This is a genomic window from Ruegeria atlantica (genome assembly GCF_013032455.1).
Taxonomy (GTDB): Bacteria; Pseudomonadota; Alphaproteobacteria; order Rhodobacterales; family Rhodobacteraceae; genus Ruegeria; species Ruegeria atlantica_B.
Genome location: NZ_WQCF01000003.1, coordinates 146,002 through 163,669, shown reverse-complemented (window position 1 = coordinate 163,669; position 17,668 = coordinate 146,002). Strand labels below are relative to the sequence as shown.

General features: G+C 57.1%; 19 protein-coding genes. 14 read left to right on the top strand and 5 right to left on the bottom strand.

Annotated features, from left to right (window positions below; translation table 11 throughout):
• Positions 1 to 15 precede the first annotated feature (15 nt).
• Positions 16 to 3,417, bottom strand: a complete 3,402-nt coding sequence (locus tag GOW93_RS07680) for a DUF3971 domain-containing protein (protein ID WP_254443489.1) — start codon at positions 3,415 to 3,417, stop codon at positions 16 to 18.
• 49 nt (positions 3,418 to 3,466) lie between these two features.
• Between GOW93_RS07680 and GOW93_RS07675 the strand changes: the two genes are divergently transcribed.
• From GOW93_RS07675 to aqpZ, 6 genes are all read left to right on the top strand, one after another.
• On the top strand, positions 3,467 to 3,928 hold the full coding sequence (locus tag GOW93_RS07675) for a peroxiredoxin (RefSeq protein WP_170382821.1): 462 nt from the start codon (positions 3,467 to 3,469) through the stop codon (positions 3,926 to 3,928).
• A gap of 84 nt (positions 3,929 to 4,012) precedes the next feature.
• A complete protein-coding gene (locus GOW93_RS07670) occupies positions 4,013 to 4,828 on the top strand; it encodes a ferritin-like domain-containing protein (protein WP_170383200.1) in 816 nt (271 codons plus the stop codon).
• Positions 4,829 to 5,009: 181 nt separating this feature from the next.
• Positions 5,010 to 6,335, top strand: coding sequence for a DUF5930 domain-containing protein (locus tag GOW93_RS07665; protein WP_170382819.1), 1,326 nt, complete (start codon positions 5,010 to 5,012; stop codon positions 6,333 to 6,335).
• Positions 6,325 to 6,825 carry a bactofilin family protein gene (locus GOW93_RS07660; RefSeq protein ID WP_170382817.1) on the top strand — a complete coding sequence of 167 codons (501 nt, stop codon included), beginning with the start codon at positions 6,325 to 6,327 and terminating at the stop codon, positions 6,823 to 6,825. The genes GOW93_RS07665 and GOW93_RS07660 overlap by 11 nt, the downstream gene beginning before the upstream one ends.
• Before the next feature lie 97 nt (positions 6,826 to 6,922).
• Entirely contained in the window at positions 6,923 to 7,732 is an 810-nt protein-coding gene (locus GOW93_RS07655; protein WP_170382815.1) for a zinc-dependent peptidase, read from the top strand.
• A 124-nt stretch (positions 7,733 to 7,856) separates the two neighbouring features.
• Positions 7,857 to 8,543, top strand: a complete 687-nt coding sequence (gene aqpZ / locus GOW93_RS07650) for an aquaporin Z (RefSeq protein ID WP_170382813.1) — start codon at positions 7,857 to 7,859, stop codon at positions 8,541 to 8,543.
• A gap of 43 nt (positions 8,544 to 8,586) precedes the next feature.
• Here aqpZ and GOW93_RS07645 read toward each other — a convergent pair whose 3' ends face one another.
• Positions 8,587 to 9,135, bottom strand: a complete 549-nt coding sequence (locus GOW93_RS07645) for a peptidylprolyl isomerase (RefSeq protein ID WP_170382811.1) — start codon at positions 9,133 to 9,135, stop codon at positions 8,587 to 8,589.
• The gene (locus GOW93_RS07640; RefSeq protein WP_170382808.1) at positions 9,128 to 9,634 is read right to left on the bottom strand and encodes a peptidylprolyl isomerase; all 507 of its coding nucleotides are present in this window, start codon (positions 9,632 to 9,634) and stop codon (positions 9,128 to 9,130) included. Before GOW93_RS07640 ends, GOW93_RS07645 begins: the two co-directional genes overlap by 8 nt.
• A gap of 135 nt (positions 9,635 to 9,769) precedes the next feature.
• Between GOW93_RS07640 and GOW93_RS07635 the strand changes: the two genes are divergently transcribed.
• From GOW93_RS07635 to GOW93_RS07605, 7 genes are all read left to right on the top strand, one after another.
• Positions 9,770 to 10,960, top strand: a complete 1,191-nt coding sequence (locus GOW93_RS07635) for a phosphoglycerate kinase (protein WP_170383198.1) — start codon at positions 9,770 to 9,772, stop codon at positions 10,958 to 10,960.
• Positions 10,961 to 11,228: 268 nt separating this feature from the next.
• Positions 11,229 to 11,528: an FtsB family cell division protein gene (locus tag GOW93_RS07630; protein ID WP_068331927.1), complete on the top strand. Its 300-nt coding sequence runs from the start codon at positions 11,229 to 11,231 to the stop codon at positions 11,526 to 11,528.
• An 83-nt stretch (positions 11,529 to 11,611) separates the two neighbouring features.
• Positions 11,612 to 11,893, top strand: coding sequence for a DUF3144 domain-containing protein (locus tag GOW93_RS07625; RefSeq protein ID WP_170382806.1), 282 nt, complete (start codon positions 11,612 to 11,614; stop codon positions 11,891 to 11,893).
• Positions 11,894 to 12,034: 141 nt separating this feature from the next.
• Positions 12,035 to 13,024 (top strand): pyruvate dehydrogenase (acetyl-transferring) E1 component subunit alpha, encoded by a 990-nt coding sequence (gene pdhA, locus GOW93_RS07620; protein WP_170382804.1) that lies wholly within the window; start codon positions 12,035 to 12,037, stop codon positions 13,022 to 13,024.
• A gap of 15 nt (positions 13,025 to 13,039) precedes the next feature.
• Positions 13,040 to 14,413 carry a pyruvate dehydrogenase complex E1 component subunit beta gene (locus GOW93_RS07615; protein WP_170382802.1) on the top strand — a complete coding sequence of 458 codons (1,374 nt, stop codon included), beginning with the start codon at positions 13,040 to 13,042 and terminating at the stop codon, positions 14,411 to 14,413.
• Between the two features lie 12 nt (positions 14,414 to 14,425).
• Complete coding sequence (locus GOW93_RS07610) at positions 14,426 to 15,736, top strand: pyruvate dehydrogenase complex dihydrolipoamide acetyltransferase (RefSeq protein WP_170382800.1); 1,311 nt, start codon at positions 14,426 to 14,428, stop codon at positions 15,734 to 15,736.
• Between the two features lie 154 nt (positions 15,737 to 15,890).
• Positions 15,891 to 16,133: a hypothetical protein gene (locus tag GOW93_RS07605; protein ID WP_170382798.1), complete on the top strand. Its 243-nt coding sequence runs from the start codon at positions 15,891 to 15,893 to the stop codon at positions 16,131 to 16,133.
• A 21-nt stretch (positions 16,134 to 16,154) separates the two neighbouring features.
• On the opposite strand, the gene cysE is transcribed toward GOW93_RS07605, so the two are convergent.
• Positions 16,155 to 16,964: a serine O-acetyltransferase gene (gene cysE, locus GOW93_RS07600; RefSeq protein WP_170382797.1), complete on the bottom strand. Its 810-nt coding sequence runs from the start codon at positions 16,962 to 16,964 to the stop codon at positions 16,155 to 16,157.
• An 84-nt stretch (positions 16,965 to 17,048) separates the two neighbouring features.
• Between cysE and GOW93_RS07595 the strand changes: the two genes are divergently transcribed.
• Entirely contained in the window at positions 17,049 to 17,387 is a 339-nt protein-coding gene (locus tag GOW93_RS07595) for a TraR/DksA family transcriptional regulator (protein ID WP_170382795.1), read from the top strand.
• Here the strand turns inward: GOW93_RS07595 and GOW93_RS07590 are convergent.
• Positions 17,368 to 17,664, bottom strand: a complete 297-nt coding sequence (locus tag GOW93_RS07590) for a DUF7742 family protein (protein WP_170382793.1) — start codon at positions 17,662 to 17,664, stop codon at positions 17,368 to 17,370. The two genes, GOW93_RS07595 and GOW93_RS07590, sit on opposite strands and share 20 nt — an antisense overlap.
• Between the last annotated feature and the right edge of the window lie 4 nt (positions 17,665 to 17,668).

Here is a 17,668-nt window from a genome sequence, read left to right as displayed (position 1 = left end):
TCGGCCACAGCACGTTTACCGGTCCGACTTAGGTGCACCGAAAGTTCGTGTGGGCTCATCCGGTTTGATGGGCTGCGCGTTGGGGCCATCAGACACCGTAGGCGCTGGGGCTCTCAGCAAATTCCGCAGGAAAAGCGGTGCAAGGCCCGACAACGGGTTCACCGAAACTTTCGGCTGCTTCAGCGGGCCGGTCAGGGTGTAGTTGAACCCGATGACACCTTCGCCTTTCTTGGTAAAGACACTGCCAATTGCATTCACCAGATAGATCGGGGAAATGGCACCCCGCAGGTTCAGCATTCCGGCGACCGTGTCGATGGTGCCATCAAAGGAGAGCCCCATGGACGGGCCAACCGCGCTGCCGCTGAGAACCTTGATAACGGTCGGCGTGATGCGCATCCGGCTTTCGATCGTCGAAAAAAAGATGCCCTGCCCAGTCATTTCATCCAGCAGACCCACAAGGCTGATGGCGTCCAGCAAAGCGGCCATGGCTGGGGCATCCGTGATGCGGGTATTAGTGATCTTCACGTTGACATCGTAATTACCCGGACCGGCCACTGGTTCCAATTGCAGGTTCAACGCCCCTCCCCGCGCCTGAGTGATCAGGCCCGCGGACCGCAAGACCTCTCCCGCATCGCCCGACGTCAGCGTCACCGCGCTGCGGCCCGAACGTGGAGAGACCTGCCCGCGAACGGCGGCACCGCCATTGACACTGGCCGTAAAGGCACCATTGACGCCTCCTGTAGTTTGGAATGCTCCTTTGAACCCGGTCAACGCAATGGTTTCAGTCACTTGCAGGCGATCCAGCGTCACGTCCATCCGAGGCCCCGTGCCAGAGCCCCCACCGCCACTACCACTACCAAAGGTTGCGCGGCCCAGATTCATTACTCCGCCCAACACACGAATATCAGGCACAGCCCGTCCGGTATTGACCAGTTCGGCAGGAACTGCCAGCCAGTCACCTAGATCGAATGAACTAAAAAGCACACGGTCGAAATTCCCCTCGTTGAACGAAATTGACGCAGAGGTTCGTAATCCAGCCGCATCCAGCCGGAGCTCATCCACGCGCAAGGCGTCGCCCAATGTTGCGTCAACCGTCATTGTTCCGGTTGTTCCCGCTGCCTTGCTCCAACCGAGTTCAGGGATAGCCAGAACAACCCCCGCAAGGTCGGATTTCGCCGTAAGCTTCGGCGGCCCGCCTGCACCAATGCCCAGCGCAATATCTGCCGTGCCTTTACCCGTCAGCATCCCTTGCGGCAGGCCAGCCTTCAGTTCAGTCATAAGACGGGGCGACAGTTCAATCTGTCCTGTCAGCTCACTGCGCTGGGGTTCACGACCTCCTATCGGCTGCCGCCAACTTGCCCGAAGCGGGACATCACCGAAATTTCCTTGGCCTTCGACTTCAACCTCTGTTTGGTCACCCACAAGTGTCAACCTGTCGGCACTGACCGAAAAACCCGGCACAAGCCTGTCACTTTGAACGTTGTCAATTTCGCCAAGAAAGTGGAACTGAGTCTCCTCAAACTTCAGCCCCTTTTTCATCGGCAGCGCCAGTGTTCCCGACAGGGCCACCTGCCCGTTCGCCACGTCAACCGGCAAATTTGCCTTCGTCAACAATTGCAACGGAGGTCGGTCGAGCAGAGACATGGCTGCAGTTACACTGCCCTTGGCCGTAATCCGGGTGATCGACGGGGACACGCCTTTGATGCTGGTATCGGGGATGATGAACGACGTACCCGAGGCGTCAATTGCACCCCCCAGATCGGCGACGACATGGCCCGCTTCTGCCGTGGCTGTGAAACGTTGACCAATCAAGCTGGCCTGGCCTTGTGCATTTTCGATTGGTGGTAGGGTCTTGGCGAACCGAATCTTGGCTTTGTCGAAACCAAAATCCAGATAGATATCAGGTTTGGCGCGCGGCTTTAGGCGCAACGCAAAATCAACGTCTGAAAACTCTCCCTCAAACAGATTTTCCGCCACCCATTTCCGAGGCTTCGAGGCCAGCCGTTCAGGCCAATAATTCAGCAGATGGTCTGCGTTCATACTGTCTAAATGCGCATCCAACTGCGCGGACCACCCAGTTGCTTCGCCAAGCAACTTACCCGAGGCCAATAGACGGTAATTTGAATCTTCAACCATCACTTGCCCCAAATGAAGCTCGAACGGGGCTAGTTTCATTTGAAAATCCAGATTGGCACGTGCCAAATCCAGCGGTTCGGGGAACAAGTTTGCTGGATTGATGTTAATATTGTTGAGGCTCAGCTGAGAGGTCAGGCTATCCAGCACACCGTCTTCGATACCATGCAAAAACGCCTTACCTTCGGCCTGAAAGGCGCCCCAAGCCGAAACCACTGATATCTCATTGAATTCCAGCAACTGATGGCTGGGCTTATAGGTGAAATAAGTGCTGGCTGACTCAAAGGGGATCGGGCGCGTTTCCTGTGTCGGTTGAACCACCCCCGAACCAAGATTCAGTGTGGCAAATAGCGGGCCAAGCGTCGTGTCATCATTGACGCTGCCTCGCAACGCCCCGGAAATCGGAGCCTTGAGAACCTGCATCCACGACAGCGCGACACTCTGATTGGCGATATCTTCAGCAGGCAAGTCGGTGATCGAAACACCGAACTCGGCCCGAGGTGTACCCAACACACTGGTGTAGTTGGCCTCGATCGTGCTGGCGTAGTCACGCCCGGTCAGTACGGAAAATCCAGTGGCCAGCCGCATCTCATCACCACTGCGATCTATTCTTATGTGGCCACCATCAAAGATCCAGGCCCTGCCAAGGCGCAGATCCTGATAATCGAGCGTCAGGGATTCCAACTCTACCGACCGCAATCCCGACAGGATAGGCGACAAAAATACATCGTCGGATTGTTCAATCAGTTGCGCCAGATCCGGCGCCTTTTGCACTGGGGCGCTGCCCGCTCCAACCGTTAGCGTCAGCGCACCATCCAGACCACGGGTCAAAGCAAATTGCGCATCGCGTAGCAGAATACGCCGTGGCCGAATTTGCCCCCGCAGCAATCCACGCATGGATAGCCGGGTCTGCAATTCCGAGACCTGAGCAATCTGCTGCCCCGCTGCATCACTGATCGTAACGTCCATCAGCTGCAATCGGGGGCGCCAGTCTTCATTTACAATAAAGCTGGCGTCACCAAACCGGAATTGCAGGCCACCAAGGCTTTGCTCAAGACGATGCTCAACCCTCTTTCGCAGCCATTCGGGCGCATGCACGTTCTGACCGAACAAAAAGAACCAGCCTGCAAACACCAGCAAACCTAGGGATAATATCGTCCACCCGGAAAAATGCGCAGCTTTGCGACGGCGCGAGCGACGACGACGCGGAGGTTCCTCCGGCTGGGTCGCACTTTTTTCCTCGTGCTGCGCCAATTTTCGATCCACGCCTTCCAACCCGCTCATGCCGCCCTATGATGACGGGCAGCCCTATAAAGCTTCAGCGGAGTTTCCAATGCCCGACGTTTCAGACATCGCCCCTGATTTCACTTTGCCACGCGACGGAGGTGGTGAGGTCACCCTGTCAGACCTGCGCGGTGGCATCGTGGTTCTGTTCTTCTATCCCCGTGATGATACGCCGGGCTGCACCAAGGAATCCATCGGTTTCTCGGAACAACTTCAAGACTTTGCCGATGCAGGCGCTCAAGTTTTCGGCATCTCGCGCGACAGTGTGGCCAAACACGATAAATTCGTCGCCAAGCACAACCTGACAACGCCGCTGCTGTCGGACGAAAACTCGACTGTTTGTGAGGATTACGGCGTATGGGTGGAAAAAAACATGTACGGGCGCAAGTCGATGGGGATCCAACGCTCGACCTTCATCATCAACGGCGACGGCAAGATTGCCAAGGTCTGGCGCAAGGTCAAAGTGCCCGGTCATGTCGATGAGGTGCTTGAGGCCGTGCGCGCCTTTTAGCCCTCTCGACCACGAGCACCATCCGGTCTAAGACCCGCGCAACCATTTAGGCGGAGAAACCTGGTGTCCAAAACGCTAACACAGATGGCGACCGAAGTACTGACCACGGCGAATGGGCGGGAAAAGACCGCCCTTTCAAAAAGGCATGCCGCTGCGTGGTTTGCATCCCGCAAGGGTGACGGGCCTGTTATAGAGGTCGGCACCGCATCTCCTCCGCTGCAACCTTCGCGCCCTGAACGGCCTGAACTGTTATCTCCGCGCGAAGTTCCAAAACGGAAACCCGGAACCGAAGCGGGGCGGATCGCCCTGCTGCATGCCGTCGCGCATATCGAATTGAACGCAGTGGATTTGCATTGGGACATCATCGCGCGCTTTGGTCACGTGCCGATGCCGATCGGGTTCCATGACGATTGGGTCAAATGCGCCGAAGAAGAGTCGCGGCACTTTGAAATGGTCTGCGATTGTCTGGAAACCATGGGCAGCTACTATGGCGCCCTGCCCGCCCATGCCGGAATGTGGCGTGCGGCTGAAGACACGGCCGAGGACCTGATGGGCCGTCTGGCCGTGGTTCCAATGGTACTTGAGGCGCGCGGGTTGGACGTAACGCCAGGGATGATAGACATTTTCCGGAAGGCCAAGGAAGAACAGGCCATCACAGCGCTGGAAATCATCTACGCCGAAGAGGTCGGCCATGTCGCATATGGTTCAAAATGGTTCCACTTTTTGTGCGGGCGAGAGAACGCCGACCCCAAGGATGTGTTCCACCAATTGGTCCGACGGTATTTCCACGGCGTTCTGAAACCACCCTTCAACGAGGAAAAACGCGCCGAAGCCGGGCTGCCACCCGATTTTTACTGGCCCCTAACCGAAGACCTGCCGCCGCCGGGCACCCCGCAATAAACGCGCGCAACTTGACGTTTTCGGCAAATTCTCGCCGAGAATTGGCGGGAAAAAGTAGGTTTTATGTGTGAACTAGTTAACAAACTTGCCCAATTAGCCTGCGCCCTCTATGCAGTGCGCCCAAGGGATGGCGATCACTCACGACCGATCCCGATATCTTGGGGATGAGAGGGATAGGCGCGTGCGAACCCGTCTGGCAATAAAACTACACTCACTGCTTGAACGGCATTTCCCGGAGCGCCGGGTTTTTCTGAAATCTGACAACGATACGCGATTCATCCGGCTCAGCTCGGAAACGCAGGTGGCTGCTGTGGCCGGGGTTGCCGTGATTATTGGCTGGACGGCAGTTTCCACAGCGATCCTGCTGATGGACAGCATCGGATCGGGCAACTTCCGCGAGCAGGCCAAACGGGATCAGGCGACGTATCAGGAACGCCTGAATATCCTGTCGGCCGAACGCGATGCGCGCGCTCAGGAAGCGCTGGCCGCGCAAGACAGGTTCAACGCGGCGTTGGAACAGATTTCGGCGATGCAATCGGAACTTCTGGCCTCGGAGAACCGCCGCCGCGAGCTGGAGACGGGTATCGAGGTGATTCAAACCACCTTGCGCGCCACCATGAAGCAGCGTGAAGAGGCCCGCACCGAACTGGCAGGCATGCAGGGTGATACCACTGACGGCGACGTGTACCTGACAGCTGCGGCCGATCCCGAGCAGATGAATTTCATGACCGAGGCTCTGGCCCGGACTGCTGCGCAGCGCGATCAGATCGCCACTGACGCACAGGATGCGCTGGCTCAGCGTGATGAGCTTGAGCTGGAAATCCGGCTGATGCAGGAGCGCAGCGACGAGATCTTCCGCCAATTGGAAGAGGCGATGGTGATCTCAGTCGAGCCACTGGACAAGATGTTCCGCCAGGCCGGAATGCCAACTGACCGTATCATTGAAGAGGTCCGCCGCGGTTACAGCGGTATGGGCGGGCCCCTGACACCCATCTCTTTCAGCACGCGCGGTGAGGACCTGACCCCCGACGAAATCCGCGCCAATGTACTGCTGCAGCAGATGGATCAGTTGAACCTATACCGCATTGCTGCCGAAAAGGCCCCCTTTGCCAGCCCGGTGCGTGACGTTGTCCGTTTTACCAGCGGCTTCGGCACGCGCCGGGATCCCAAAACCGGCGGCCGACGCATGCATAACGGTGCCGATTTCGCAGGCGCTCACGGCACCGACATCTATGCAACTGCAGACGGTGTGGTGACGCATGCAGGGTGGCAATCCGGTTTTGGCAGGCTGGTAAAAATCAAACACGCCTTTGGTGTTGAGACACTTTACGCTCATAACACCAAGATCCGGGTCAAGGTTGGCCAAAGGGTCTCGCGCGGGGATCATATTGCTGATATGGGTAGCACCGGACGGTCTACCGGCACGCATCTGCATTATGAAGTTCGCGTCGACGGTGTCCCTAAAAATCCAATGACTTACATCAAGGCTGCGAGAAATGTTTTCTAAGAGCAAAATAAACGAGCCCGCGTCGACAACACCCGAGACGGCAAAACCCGCCGCTCCGGCGACTCCTGCGGCCCCGGCACCATCGGAAAGCAAGGCCAGCACCGCGCCCAAGCCCAAGCCTCCGGCATCGGTTCTGTCCTCGGACCTGCACATCACGGGTAACCTGAAGACCACCGGCGACATTCAGGTCGAAGGCACTGTCGAAGGCGACATCCGCGCGCACCTGCTGACCATCGGTGAAACCGCCACAATCAAGGGCGAAGTTACCGCAGATGACGTCGTGATCAACGGTCGCATCGTGGGCCGCGTACGTGGTCTGAAAGTGCGTCTGACCTCGACCGCGCGCGTCGAAGGCGACATCATTCACAAGACCATCGCCATCGAAAGCGGTGCCCATTTCGAAGGTTCGGTGCAGCGTCAGGATGACCCGCTGAACCCGGGCCGCAGCGCCAAATCCGGTGCCAATCCGGCGGCCGAGGTCAAGCAGTAATACTGACCCTATATCAGAATTATCAAACGCCGCAGGCCACCCTGCGGCGTTTTTCTTTTGCCCTTGCCGACGGGATCGGTGGGTATAGGGTACTGACATGCTGATCTTTTTCTCCATCCTGCTGCTGATCGTGGGCTTCTTCCTCTACCACCACTGGTCCAAGTCGCAGGCGCGTAAGGAACTGCTGGCCACTCCTCTGACCGAACACCAACGCAGTGTCATCGAACAGCAAGTGCCCCTGATCCGCCGCCTGCCCCCTGATCTGCGGGCCAAGCTGGACGGCAAGGTGAACCTGTTTCTGAACCAGGTGCAGTTCCACGGCTGCGACGGGTTGGAAGTCACAGAGGAGATGGAGTTGGCCATCGCAGCGCAGGCCAGCCTGCTGCTGGTGAACAGTGACCTCTGGTATGATCATCTGACAACGATCCTCATCTACCCCAATGCCTTCAAGTCGCGCCAGCGCCGACAGGATGGCTATGTCATCAGCGAGAAGGAAATCGTGCGCACCGGCGAAAGCTGGGATCGCGGGCCAGTGATTCTGTCTTGGTCGCACAGCAAACAAGGAGCGGCGAACGACCATGACGGGCAGAATGTCGTTCTGCACGAGTTTGCGCATCAGGTTGATGACCTTTCAGGCGGCACCAACGGCGTTCCAATCCTGAGCGACGGGCAGAGCTTTGCCGAATGGGAACGCGTCTTTCTGACTGCTTACGACACCCATGTGAAAGCCGTCGAACAGGGCCAGCACACCGTCATTGATCCCTATGGTGCAGTAGGCCATGAAGAGTTTTTCGCTGTCTCGGTCGAGGTGTTTTTTGAACAACCAAAACAGCTGAAATCTGCCGTGCCTGAAGTGTACGAGCAATTGTCAGAGTTGTTTCGGCTGGATCCAGTCAACTGGCGTTAGCTGCGCCCCGAAAATCCAGCGTTTCACTCCTGAATAAGACACATAGAATTTCCCCGCGCCCCACTATTTCACAAAATATAATTTTTGAATTAACCTTAAATCAGTGTTTTCAGGAGGGTTTTTCATGTCATCAAAACTCATGGCCGAGTTTTTCGGCACGTTCTGGCTGGTGCTGGGCGGCTGCGGCAGCGCAGTTCTGGCTGCGGGAGTTGCCGATGTGGGCATTGGTTGGCTGGGTGTTTCCTTTGCCTTCGGCCTAACAGTTCTAACCATGGCTTATGCGGTCGGACATATTTCGGGTGGGCATTTCAACCCGGCGGTCAGCCTCGGCCTGATGATCGGCGGAAGGTTTCCAGCAAAAGACCTGATCCCCTATTGGATCGCGCAGGTAATCGGCGCAATTGCCGCCGCGGTTGTTCTGTACCTGATCGTCAGCGGCGCGCCCGGTTTCGAAGGCGTCGGCGGATTCGCTTCGAACGGCTACGGAGAAGCTTCGCCCGAAGGCTATTCGATGATGTCCGCCTTGGTGATCGAAATCGCGATGACCGCGTTCTTCATAATTGTCATTCTTGGCGCAACATCCAACTTTGCACCTGACGGGTTCGCTCCGATTGCCATTGGCCTGTGCCTGACACTGATTCACCTGATTTCGATTCCGGTGACCAACACATCGGTCAACCCGGCGCGGTCCACAGGTGTGGCCCTGTTTGCAGATGCTCCGGCCCTTGGTCAGCTCTGGCTGTTCTGGGTCGCCCCACTCATCGGCGCGGCCATAGGCGCGCTGATCTGGATGGCCATGGGTGACGACTGAAACTAAATAAGCCCCGAAGCATTTTCGCATCGGGGCTTACTATTTACTCTGTCACAGTGACTTTTTTCATCACGTCCGGCTGTCCTATGACGGCTCCGTTCGGGCCATCGCCTCGCTTGATGGCGTCCACCACATCCATGCCTTCAGTAACCTGACCGACGACCGTGTACTGGCCATTCAGAAAGGGACCAGGTTCAAACATGATGAAGAACTGCGAATTCGCACTGTCGGGGTCCTGTGCCCGCGCCATGCCTACAACACCGCGGTCATAGTTGTAGTCCGAGAACTCAGCCGGCAGATCGGGTCGGTTCGACCCGCCGGTTCCGGCACGGCGCATGTCGCCACCGATGCGGCCAAACTCGACATCGCCGGTCTGCGCCATAAAGCCGTCGATCACACGGTGGAAAACCACCCCGTCATATTTGCCTTCAGCGGCCAGAGTGCTGATCTGCTCGACATGTTTGGGGGCGAGATCTTCGAACAGGTCGACGGTGACGGTGCCGTTCGCGCCCTCACCTTCGATCTCGATCTGAAGACCAGTGGCCAGCGCAGGGCTGGCCAACAGGGCAAAAGCAGCGGCCAGCTTATACATCGGCCGCCACCTTGACACTGATCATGCGATCGGGGCTCGCAGGCGGCTCACCGCGGGTGATGGCGTCCACATGCTCCATACCTTCGATCACGCGACCGTAAACGGTGTACTGGCCGTTCAGGAAGTGGTTGTCTTTGAAGTTGATAAAGAACTGCGAGTTGGCCGAGTCAGGGTTCTGCGAACGCGCCGCGCCCAGTGTGCCGCGATCATGGGGCAGCTTCGAGAACTCTGCGGGAACATTCGGCAGCGACGAGCCGCCGGTGCCTGCCATGCGAATGTTGAACCCGTCTTCCATGTCGCCGTGCTGCACGTCGCCGGTCTGGGCCATAAAGCCGTCAATCACCCGGTGAAAAGCCACGTTGTCATATTCACCGCCACGCGCCAGCTCTTTCATCCGTGCGCTATGCTGTGGCGCCACGTCGGGCAGCAGTTCGATTACGACTTTACCGTCTTTCAGCTCGACGATGATTGTGTTTTCGGGATCCTTGATCTCGGCCATGAGGCCCTCCTGTCATTTAGTCTTGCGCAAATACCTATTCGCCATGCGCATGAATGCCAAGTGACGCATTGACCTGAAGGCAAAATGCAGGAAAAGAACCGCCTAAACCGATTGAAACAATCTGAGGATAGCGCGATGGGCTGGAATACGCTGGACGACATGGACCTGAAGGACAAACGCGTGCTGGTGCGTGTCGATATCAATGTGCCAATCGTCGACGGGGTTGTCACCGACGCAACCCGGATTCAGCGCATCGTTCCAACAGTCAAAGATATTCTGGCTGCCGGGGGTAAACCTATCCTGCTGGCCCATTTCGGACGCCCGGGCGGTGAGCGTCGCGAGAATCTGTCGCTGAAACAACTGATCCCCACGCTTGAAGCCGCCTTTGGCACCGAAGTTCTTTTTGCCGCCGATTGCGTCGGAACCGAAGCTGATCTGGCCGCCCACGCCCTGAAACCCGGTCAGGTGCTGTTGCTGGAAAACACCCGGTTTCATGCAGCCGAAACCAAGAACGACGCTGATCTGGCGGCAGGTATGGCCAAATTGGGTGACGTATACTGCAATGACGCATTCTCAGCCGCGCACCGTGCGCACAGCTCGACCGAGGCCATTGCCCGCTTGCTGCCCGCCTGTGCCGGTCGCCTGATGCAGGCAGAGCTTGAGGCGCTGGAAGGTTCACTGAGTGCACCAAAACGCCCGGTAACGGCCGTTGTAGGAGGTGCGAAAGTTTCAACCAAACTAGAGCTGCTGGGTAACTTGATCAACAAAGTAGACTATCTGGTAATCGGCGGCGGCATGGCCAATACCTTCCTGGTGGCTAAGGGCCTGAATGTCGGAAAATCGCTGGCCGAGCGGATCATGAAAGACACCGCAGCCGAAATCCTGGCCAAGGCGGAAAGCGCGGGCTGCACGATCGTACTGCCCAACGATATCGTGGTTTCGGAAAAATTCGAGGCAAACGCCCCCCATCAGGTATTGCCCGCCGACCAATGCACCGAAAACGGCATGATCCTGGACGCCGGACCGGAAAGCGTTGCAACCATCACTGACATCTTCGCCAAAAGCCAAACCCTGATCTGGAATGGCCCGCTGGGTGCTTTCGAGATCGAACCTTTCGACGCTGCCACCAACGCGGCAGCCTTGAAAGCCGCCGCGCTGACGCGATCGGGCCAACTGACATCAGTCGCAGGCGGGGGCGACACGGTCGCGGCGCTGAACGCATCCGGGGCAGCCAAGGACTTTTCCTACATCTCGACCGCAGGAGGCGCGTTCCTTGAATGGATGGAAGGCAAAGCCCTGCCCGGTGTCGCCGCACTGGAAGGCTAGTGCGGGCCACTTGGCCTCATGCCCGCGCCGATATCCATTCTGAGCCCCAAGTCTTCCGCAGCACAATACAGTTGCGGAGGGCAAACACTGTTTGAAGTTAGAATTTTACGCGGCATAAAATGGGAATCGCGGATCGCGCACTCAATCCCATAACAAACTTTAAAAAGTGCGAATCAAGGGATTCACAAGCCGAATCACCTGTGACATAGTGCGGTCAGATGCTCGCAAAGGGCACGTTATTGAGGCAGTTCATACGGCGGTAAACAGAGTGTCCCGTTCCCATCGGCCCGGTTTGGGCGCAGTCGTTTTCTTCATGGTGGCGTTTATGCTGGGTGTGTATTTCACCTTTGCCGCTGTGCAGGGCGACTATGGCCTGTTCCGACGGGTCGAGATTGCAGCGGAACGGGACGCCCTGTCACGTGATCTGGCCAAGCTTGAGGCCGAGATTGCCGAGATGGAAAACCTGACCCGACGTCTGTCTGACACTTATCTGGATCTCGATCTGCTGGATCAGCAGGCGCGCTCGGTTCTGGGTATGATCCGCTCGGATGAGATTGTTATTCGGTAACCCCCAAGCGTTAAAATGCTTCGCGGTTTGATGTATCGGGCTAACCAAATAGTTTTTGCATCTATTCGAAAGGGTCTACTGGCATGACGAACAAACCCGACGACGATTTTTTCGACCGAGCTGACGCCGTAATCAATTTGGCCAACACCCACCTGGAACACGTTGGACGTGGAAAAGTAAGCGCATCGCTTCTTTACGCCGCCGCGAGATTTAGCTCGTGGGTCAGCGCCTGTGGTTTCAATGACAGCGCCGACATGAAAGACCATAAGGACGAAACGATCGAATACTTTGTACAGGAGTATCGAAAGATGCTGACTGAGAACCTGGACGACTACATCGATAATTTTGAAGACTATATGCGCTAGCTATTGCTTTTGACCACTTGGAACGCAGGCAATCCGCCGACCAATAACCCTGCGTCACATTTGCTCTCGCCAGAAAGCCGGAAATGCTTTATGAGATAGTTTAACGCTAAACTATCTGTCCGGAAGGGGGAGATCGCCACGATGGCTGCGCGAAAAACCACAAAGAAACCAAATGTTTCTGCGGAAGAGCTTACAACCTACTACCGCGAAATGCTTTTGATCCGCCGATTCGAAGAGAAGGCAGGCCAATTATACGGCATGGGTCTGATCGGTGGGTTCTGCCACCTCTACATCGGGCAAGAAGCCGTCGTTGTGGGCTTGGAAGCCGCAGCCAAAGAGGGTGATAAGCGGATCACCTCTTATCGGGACCACGGTCACATGCTGGCCTGCGGTATGGATCCGGGCGGCGTGATGGCCGAACTGACCGGGCGCGAGGGCGGCCTGTCCAAGGGTAAGGGCGGTTCGATGCATATGTTCTCGAAAGAGAAGCATTTCTACGGCGGCCACGGCATCGTCGGCGCGCAGGTACCTCTGGGTGCCGGTCTGGCATTCGCGGACAAGTACAAGGGAAATGGTGGCGTCACCTTCACCTATTTCGGGGACGGTGCGGCGAACCAGGGTCAAGTCTATGAGGCCTTCAATATGGCCGCGCTCTGGGATCTTCCAGTGGTGTTCGTGATCGAGAACAACCAGTACGCCATGGGAACCTCGCAAGAACGCTCGACCTCGACCAAAGACATCTATGTGCGTGGCGAAGCCTTCGGCATCCCCGGCGAGATCGTCAATGGCATGGATGTTCTTGCGGTCAAAGAGGCCGGTGAAAAAGCCGTTGCCCACTGCCGCGCGGGTAAGGGCCCTTATATTCTTGAGATCAAGACTTACCGCTATCGCGGCCACTCGATGTCCGACCCGGCCAAGTACCGCACCCGCGAAGAGGTTCAGAAGGTTCGCGAACAAAGCGACCCGATCGAACATGTCCGCGAATTGCTGCTGAGCGGCAAACACGCATCCGAGGATGACCTGAAAGCGATCGACAAGGAAATCAAAGAGATTGTCAATCAGGCCGCTGAATTCTCGAAAGAAAGCCCCGAGCCTTCCGTCGAAGAGCTCTGGACCGATATTTACGCCTGAGAGGACGATTAAGACATGGCAACCGAAATTCTCATGCCCGCCCTTTCACCCACCATGGAAGAGGGAACGCTGGCCAAATGGCTGGTCAAGGAAGGCGACACCGTAAACTCGGGCGACATCATGGCCGAGATCGAAACCGACAAGGCCACGATGGAGTTCGAAGCTGTCGATGAAGGTATCGTCGGCAAAATCCTGATCGCGGAAGGTACCGAGGCGGTCAAGGTTAACACCCCCATAGCTATTCTTGTGGAAGAAGGCGAAGACGCCTCGGCCCTGCCCGCGGCAGCGCCTGCTGCCGCAGCGGATACCGAAGCTGCCCCCGCGGCGGTTGAGGCACCCGCTCCTGTCGCCGCAGCCCCTGCAGCGCCGGTAGTGGACTTGTCTCCTGATTGGCCTGCCGACGCGAAAATGAAATCTGAAACCGTGCGTGAAGCTCTGCGTGACGCCATGGCCGAAGAAATGCGCAGCGACGAAGATGTCTATTTGATGGGCGAGGAAGTTGCCGAGTATCAGGGCGCTTACAAGATTTCCCAAGGTCTGTTGGATGAATTCGGATCGAAACGCGTGATCGACACCCCGATCACCGAACACGGATTTGCTGGTATCGCGGTGGGTTCTGCCTTTGGCGGCCTGAAACCGATTGTCGAGTTCATGACGTTCAACTTCGCCATGCAGGCGATTGACCACATCATCAACTCTGCAGCCAAGACGCTTTATATGTCCGGCGGTCAGATGGGCTGTCCCATCGTGTTCCGTGGTCCAAATGGTGCTGCCGCTCGCGTGGCCGCACAGCACAGTCAGGATTATGCCGCATGGTATATGCAGATCCCCGGCCTGAAAGTCGTCATGCCTTACTCGGCCGCCGACGCCAAAGGTTTGCTGAAATCGGCCATCCGCGACCCCAACCCGGTGATATTCCTGGAAAACGAAATCCTCTACGGTCGTTCCTTCGACGTGCCGCAGGTGGATGATCTGACCGTCCCGCTGGGCAAGGCCCGCATCTGGCGTGAAGGTTCGGACGTGACCATCGTCAGCTTTGGCATCGGCATGCAATACGCACTCGAAGCCGCTGATAAGCTGGCCGAGGACGGTATCAGCGCCGAAGTGATCGACCTGCGCACCATCCGCCCGATGGATACTGGCGCGATCATCAACTCGGTGATGAAAACCAACCGTCTGGTCACAGTAGAAGAAGGCTGGCCGCAGGGTTCGGTTGGCAGCTACATCTCATCGGTCGTGATGCAGGAAGCGTTCGATTACCTCGACGCACCGGTCATCAACTGCACCGGCAAGGATGTTCCGATGCCCTATGCCGCAAACCTAGAAAAGCTGGCCTTGATCACCACGGATGAGGTGATCGCCGCCGTCAAACAAGTGACCTACCGGTAAGGAGCGACACAGATGCCTACAGAAATTCTGATGCCCGCCCTGTCTCCGACCATGGAGGAAGGCACGCTTGCCAAATGGCTGGTCAAGGAAGGCGACACCGTCTCGTCTGGCGACCTGCTGGCCGAAATCGAAACCGACAAGGCCACGATGGAGTTCGAGGCCGTTGACGAAGGCACCATTGGCAAAATCCTGATCCCCGAAGGCTCTGAGGGGGTCAAGGTGAACACCGCCATCGCGGTTCTGCTGGAAGATGGCGAAAGCGCCGATGATATCGCGGCCACGCCTGCTGCAACTCCAGCAGCTGCACCTGCAGCCGCGGCCAACGAGGCTGCCGCGCCAGCGGCACCCGAGGCGCCCGCCCCTGCTCCGGCGGCTCCGGCCAAGGCGGATAGTGGTCGTATCTTCGCATCACCCCTGGCCCGGCGCATCGCCGCGCAGAAGGGGCTTGATCTGGCGCAGATCGCAGGCTCTGGTCCGCATGGCCGCATCGTCAAGGCAGATGTTGAAAGCGCCACGGCGGCTCCGGCAGCCGCAGCTTCGGCCCCTGCTGCCGCAGCGGCCCCCGCAGCAGCGCCTGCCGCTGCACCTGCCGGTCCTTCCGCAGATGCCGTGGCACGCATGTATGAAGGTCGCGAATACGAGGAAATCAAACTCGACGGTATGCGCAAGACTATCGCGGCACGTCTGGGTGAAGCCAAACAGACCATCCCGCATTTCTATCTGCGTCGCGACATCAAGCTGGACGCGCTGCTGAAGTTCCGCAGCCAGCTGAACAAGCAGTTGGAAGGCCGTGGCGTCAAGCTCAGCGTCAACGACTTCATCATCAAAGCGGTCGCGAATGCGCTGCAACAGGTTCCCGAGTGCAACGCTGTCTGGGCGGGCGATCGGGTTCTGCAACTGAAGCCCTCGGACGTGGCTGTCGCGGTTGCAATTGAAGGTGGCCTGTTCACGCCAGTTCTTCAGGATGCGGACATGAAGTCACTGTCTGCCTTGTCGACCGAGATGAAAGACCTCGCGGGCCGTGCGCGCGAGCGTAAGCTGGCCCCGCATGAATATCAGGGCGGCACCTTTGCCATCTCGAATCTGGGTATGTTCGGCATCGATAATTTCGACGCCATCGTGAACCCGCCCCATGCCGGCATTCTGGCCGTAGGCTCTGGTGTGAAGAAACCGGTTGTTGGCGATGACGGAGAGCTGACCGTAGCTACCGTTATGTCAGTGACCATGTCGGTTGACCACCGCGTGATTGACGGTGCTCTTGGCGCTGAACTGCTGAAGGCCATCGTCGACAACCTGGAAAACCCGATGGTAATGCTCGCCTGAGTAACGTGTTAAATCGAATGCCCCGCCAGTTCTTGAATCGGCGGGGCATTTTCGTTTGCCCATGATGTGAGCAAGCGTGAACACCAGAGCCATTGCTCCTGTATACCGAAATCATCAATTTCATTGCACAGGTTCCTGACTCAACAGGTGTGCAATGATCCTTGTAAACTCAGCTAAAACTCTTCTGGTGCTGGTACTGCTAGCGACAGCTCTGCCAACAGAGCCACACGCGAAGCCCAACGGCTATCCGGGCGAAAACTCAAAGTTTAATTCATCCGATCCCGCAGTGGTTGCCAAACAAAAAGCGGAACGGGAAAAAAGGATCGAACTGCGGAAGAAGCGTCGGGAAGAGCGGCGGCTCAAGCGGTTGAACAAAAAGAACAACCGCTCGAACTGATTGCGATTGGGAAGGGTTGGACTACTGGTCCTTACCCAACATGTGGTCCATCGAGATCGCCGGCTGATCACAGCCTGCCGCACCCACGATCTTAGCGGGAATACCGGCCACAGTCTTGCAGGCCGGGACCTCCTGTAAAACAACCGAACCCGCTGCGATGCGGCTGCAATCGCCCACTTTGATATTGCCCAGCACTTTGGCCCCGGCACCGATCAGCACACCGTTGCCGATGGTCGGATGGCGTTGCTCTTCTTCCTTTCCCGTGCCGCCCAGGGTCACGGAATGCAACATCGAGACATTGTCGCCCACAACAGCAGTTTCACCGATCACGATGGAATGCGCATGGTCGATCATGATGCCCTTGCCGATCTTCGCGGCCGGATGGATGTCGATCCCGAAAATCTCGGACGAACGCATCTGGAAGAAATACGCCAGATCGTGACGCCCCTTCATCCAAAGCCAATGGGCCACGCGATAGGCCTGCATCGCCTGATAGCCTTTGAAATACAGAATTGGCTGCAACAGGCGGTGGCAGGCCGGGTCGCGTTCGTAAACGGCCATCAGGTCAGCGCGCGCCGCCTCAATCAGAGACGGGTCGGCATCATAGGCTTCGTCCACGATTTCACGCAGAACCATCATCGACATCTCGTTAGAGCACAGCTTGGCTGAAACCCTGTAAGATAGCGCGCGTTCTAAGCTGCGATGGTGCAGAATACAGGCATGAACCAGCCCTCCCATCAACGGTTCGTCCTCAACCGCCGCTTGAGCTTCGGTCGTGATACGGTTCCAAACAGGATCGACAGGTGTAACCTGACTGCGCTTTTCCAACATGGTGTTTATTCCTTTGCTGCGCCTAGAATGCCATTTAGTTGCAAAAAGGCCAAACGCAAACCCGTGATCAGCAGGATAACGAAAATGAATAAAACTGAACTGGCCGGTTTTAAATCAAGGATAGAGGCGCGACTGGCCGATTTGGCAGAGCATTCAGCGTCAGAGAAGGAAGCCCAATCCATCGTCGAGTTGGAACAGCAGGCTGTCGGTCGCCTCAGCCGGATGGACGCTTTGCAGAATCAGGCGATGGCCAAGGCGCAGCAGGCAAATCGGGATATTGAAACACACAGACTGCAGGCTGCGTTGGCCCGCATTCAGGACGGTGAATTCGGCTATTGCGAAGACTGCGGAGACGAAATTCCCGAAGGCCGGTTGCGAATTGATCTCGCCGCCACCAAGTGCGTCAACTGTGCGTCCGGTTGACCAGAAACCGGATTAAATGGCGCAGAACCAATTCGAAACAATGGCAGTATTGCAGGTCATCAAAATTTGGTTCGTCTACCAACTTTCGGTTCCGAGCTGCCGCCATCAGTGATCCATTGCCGAATATAGGGTGGAGTTTCCCCTTCTGGATAACATGTTTGTCGGCCAGTTCGGCCTCTTCGATCATACGAGAACAAAGACGGTCCCGTTCGGACGGCGGCGCGGCCATTAGAGCCCGCGCCGCTGCACTGATATCACCGTGAAGGACGGTACGCATGAAC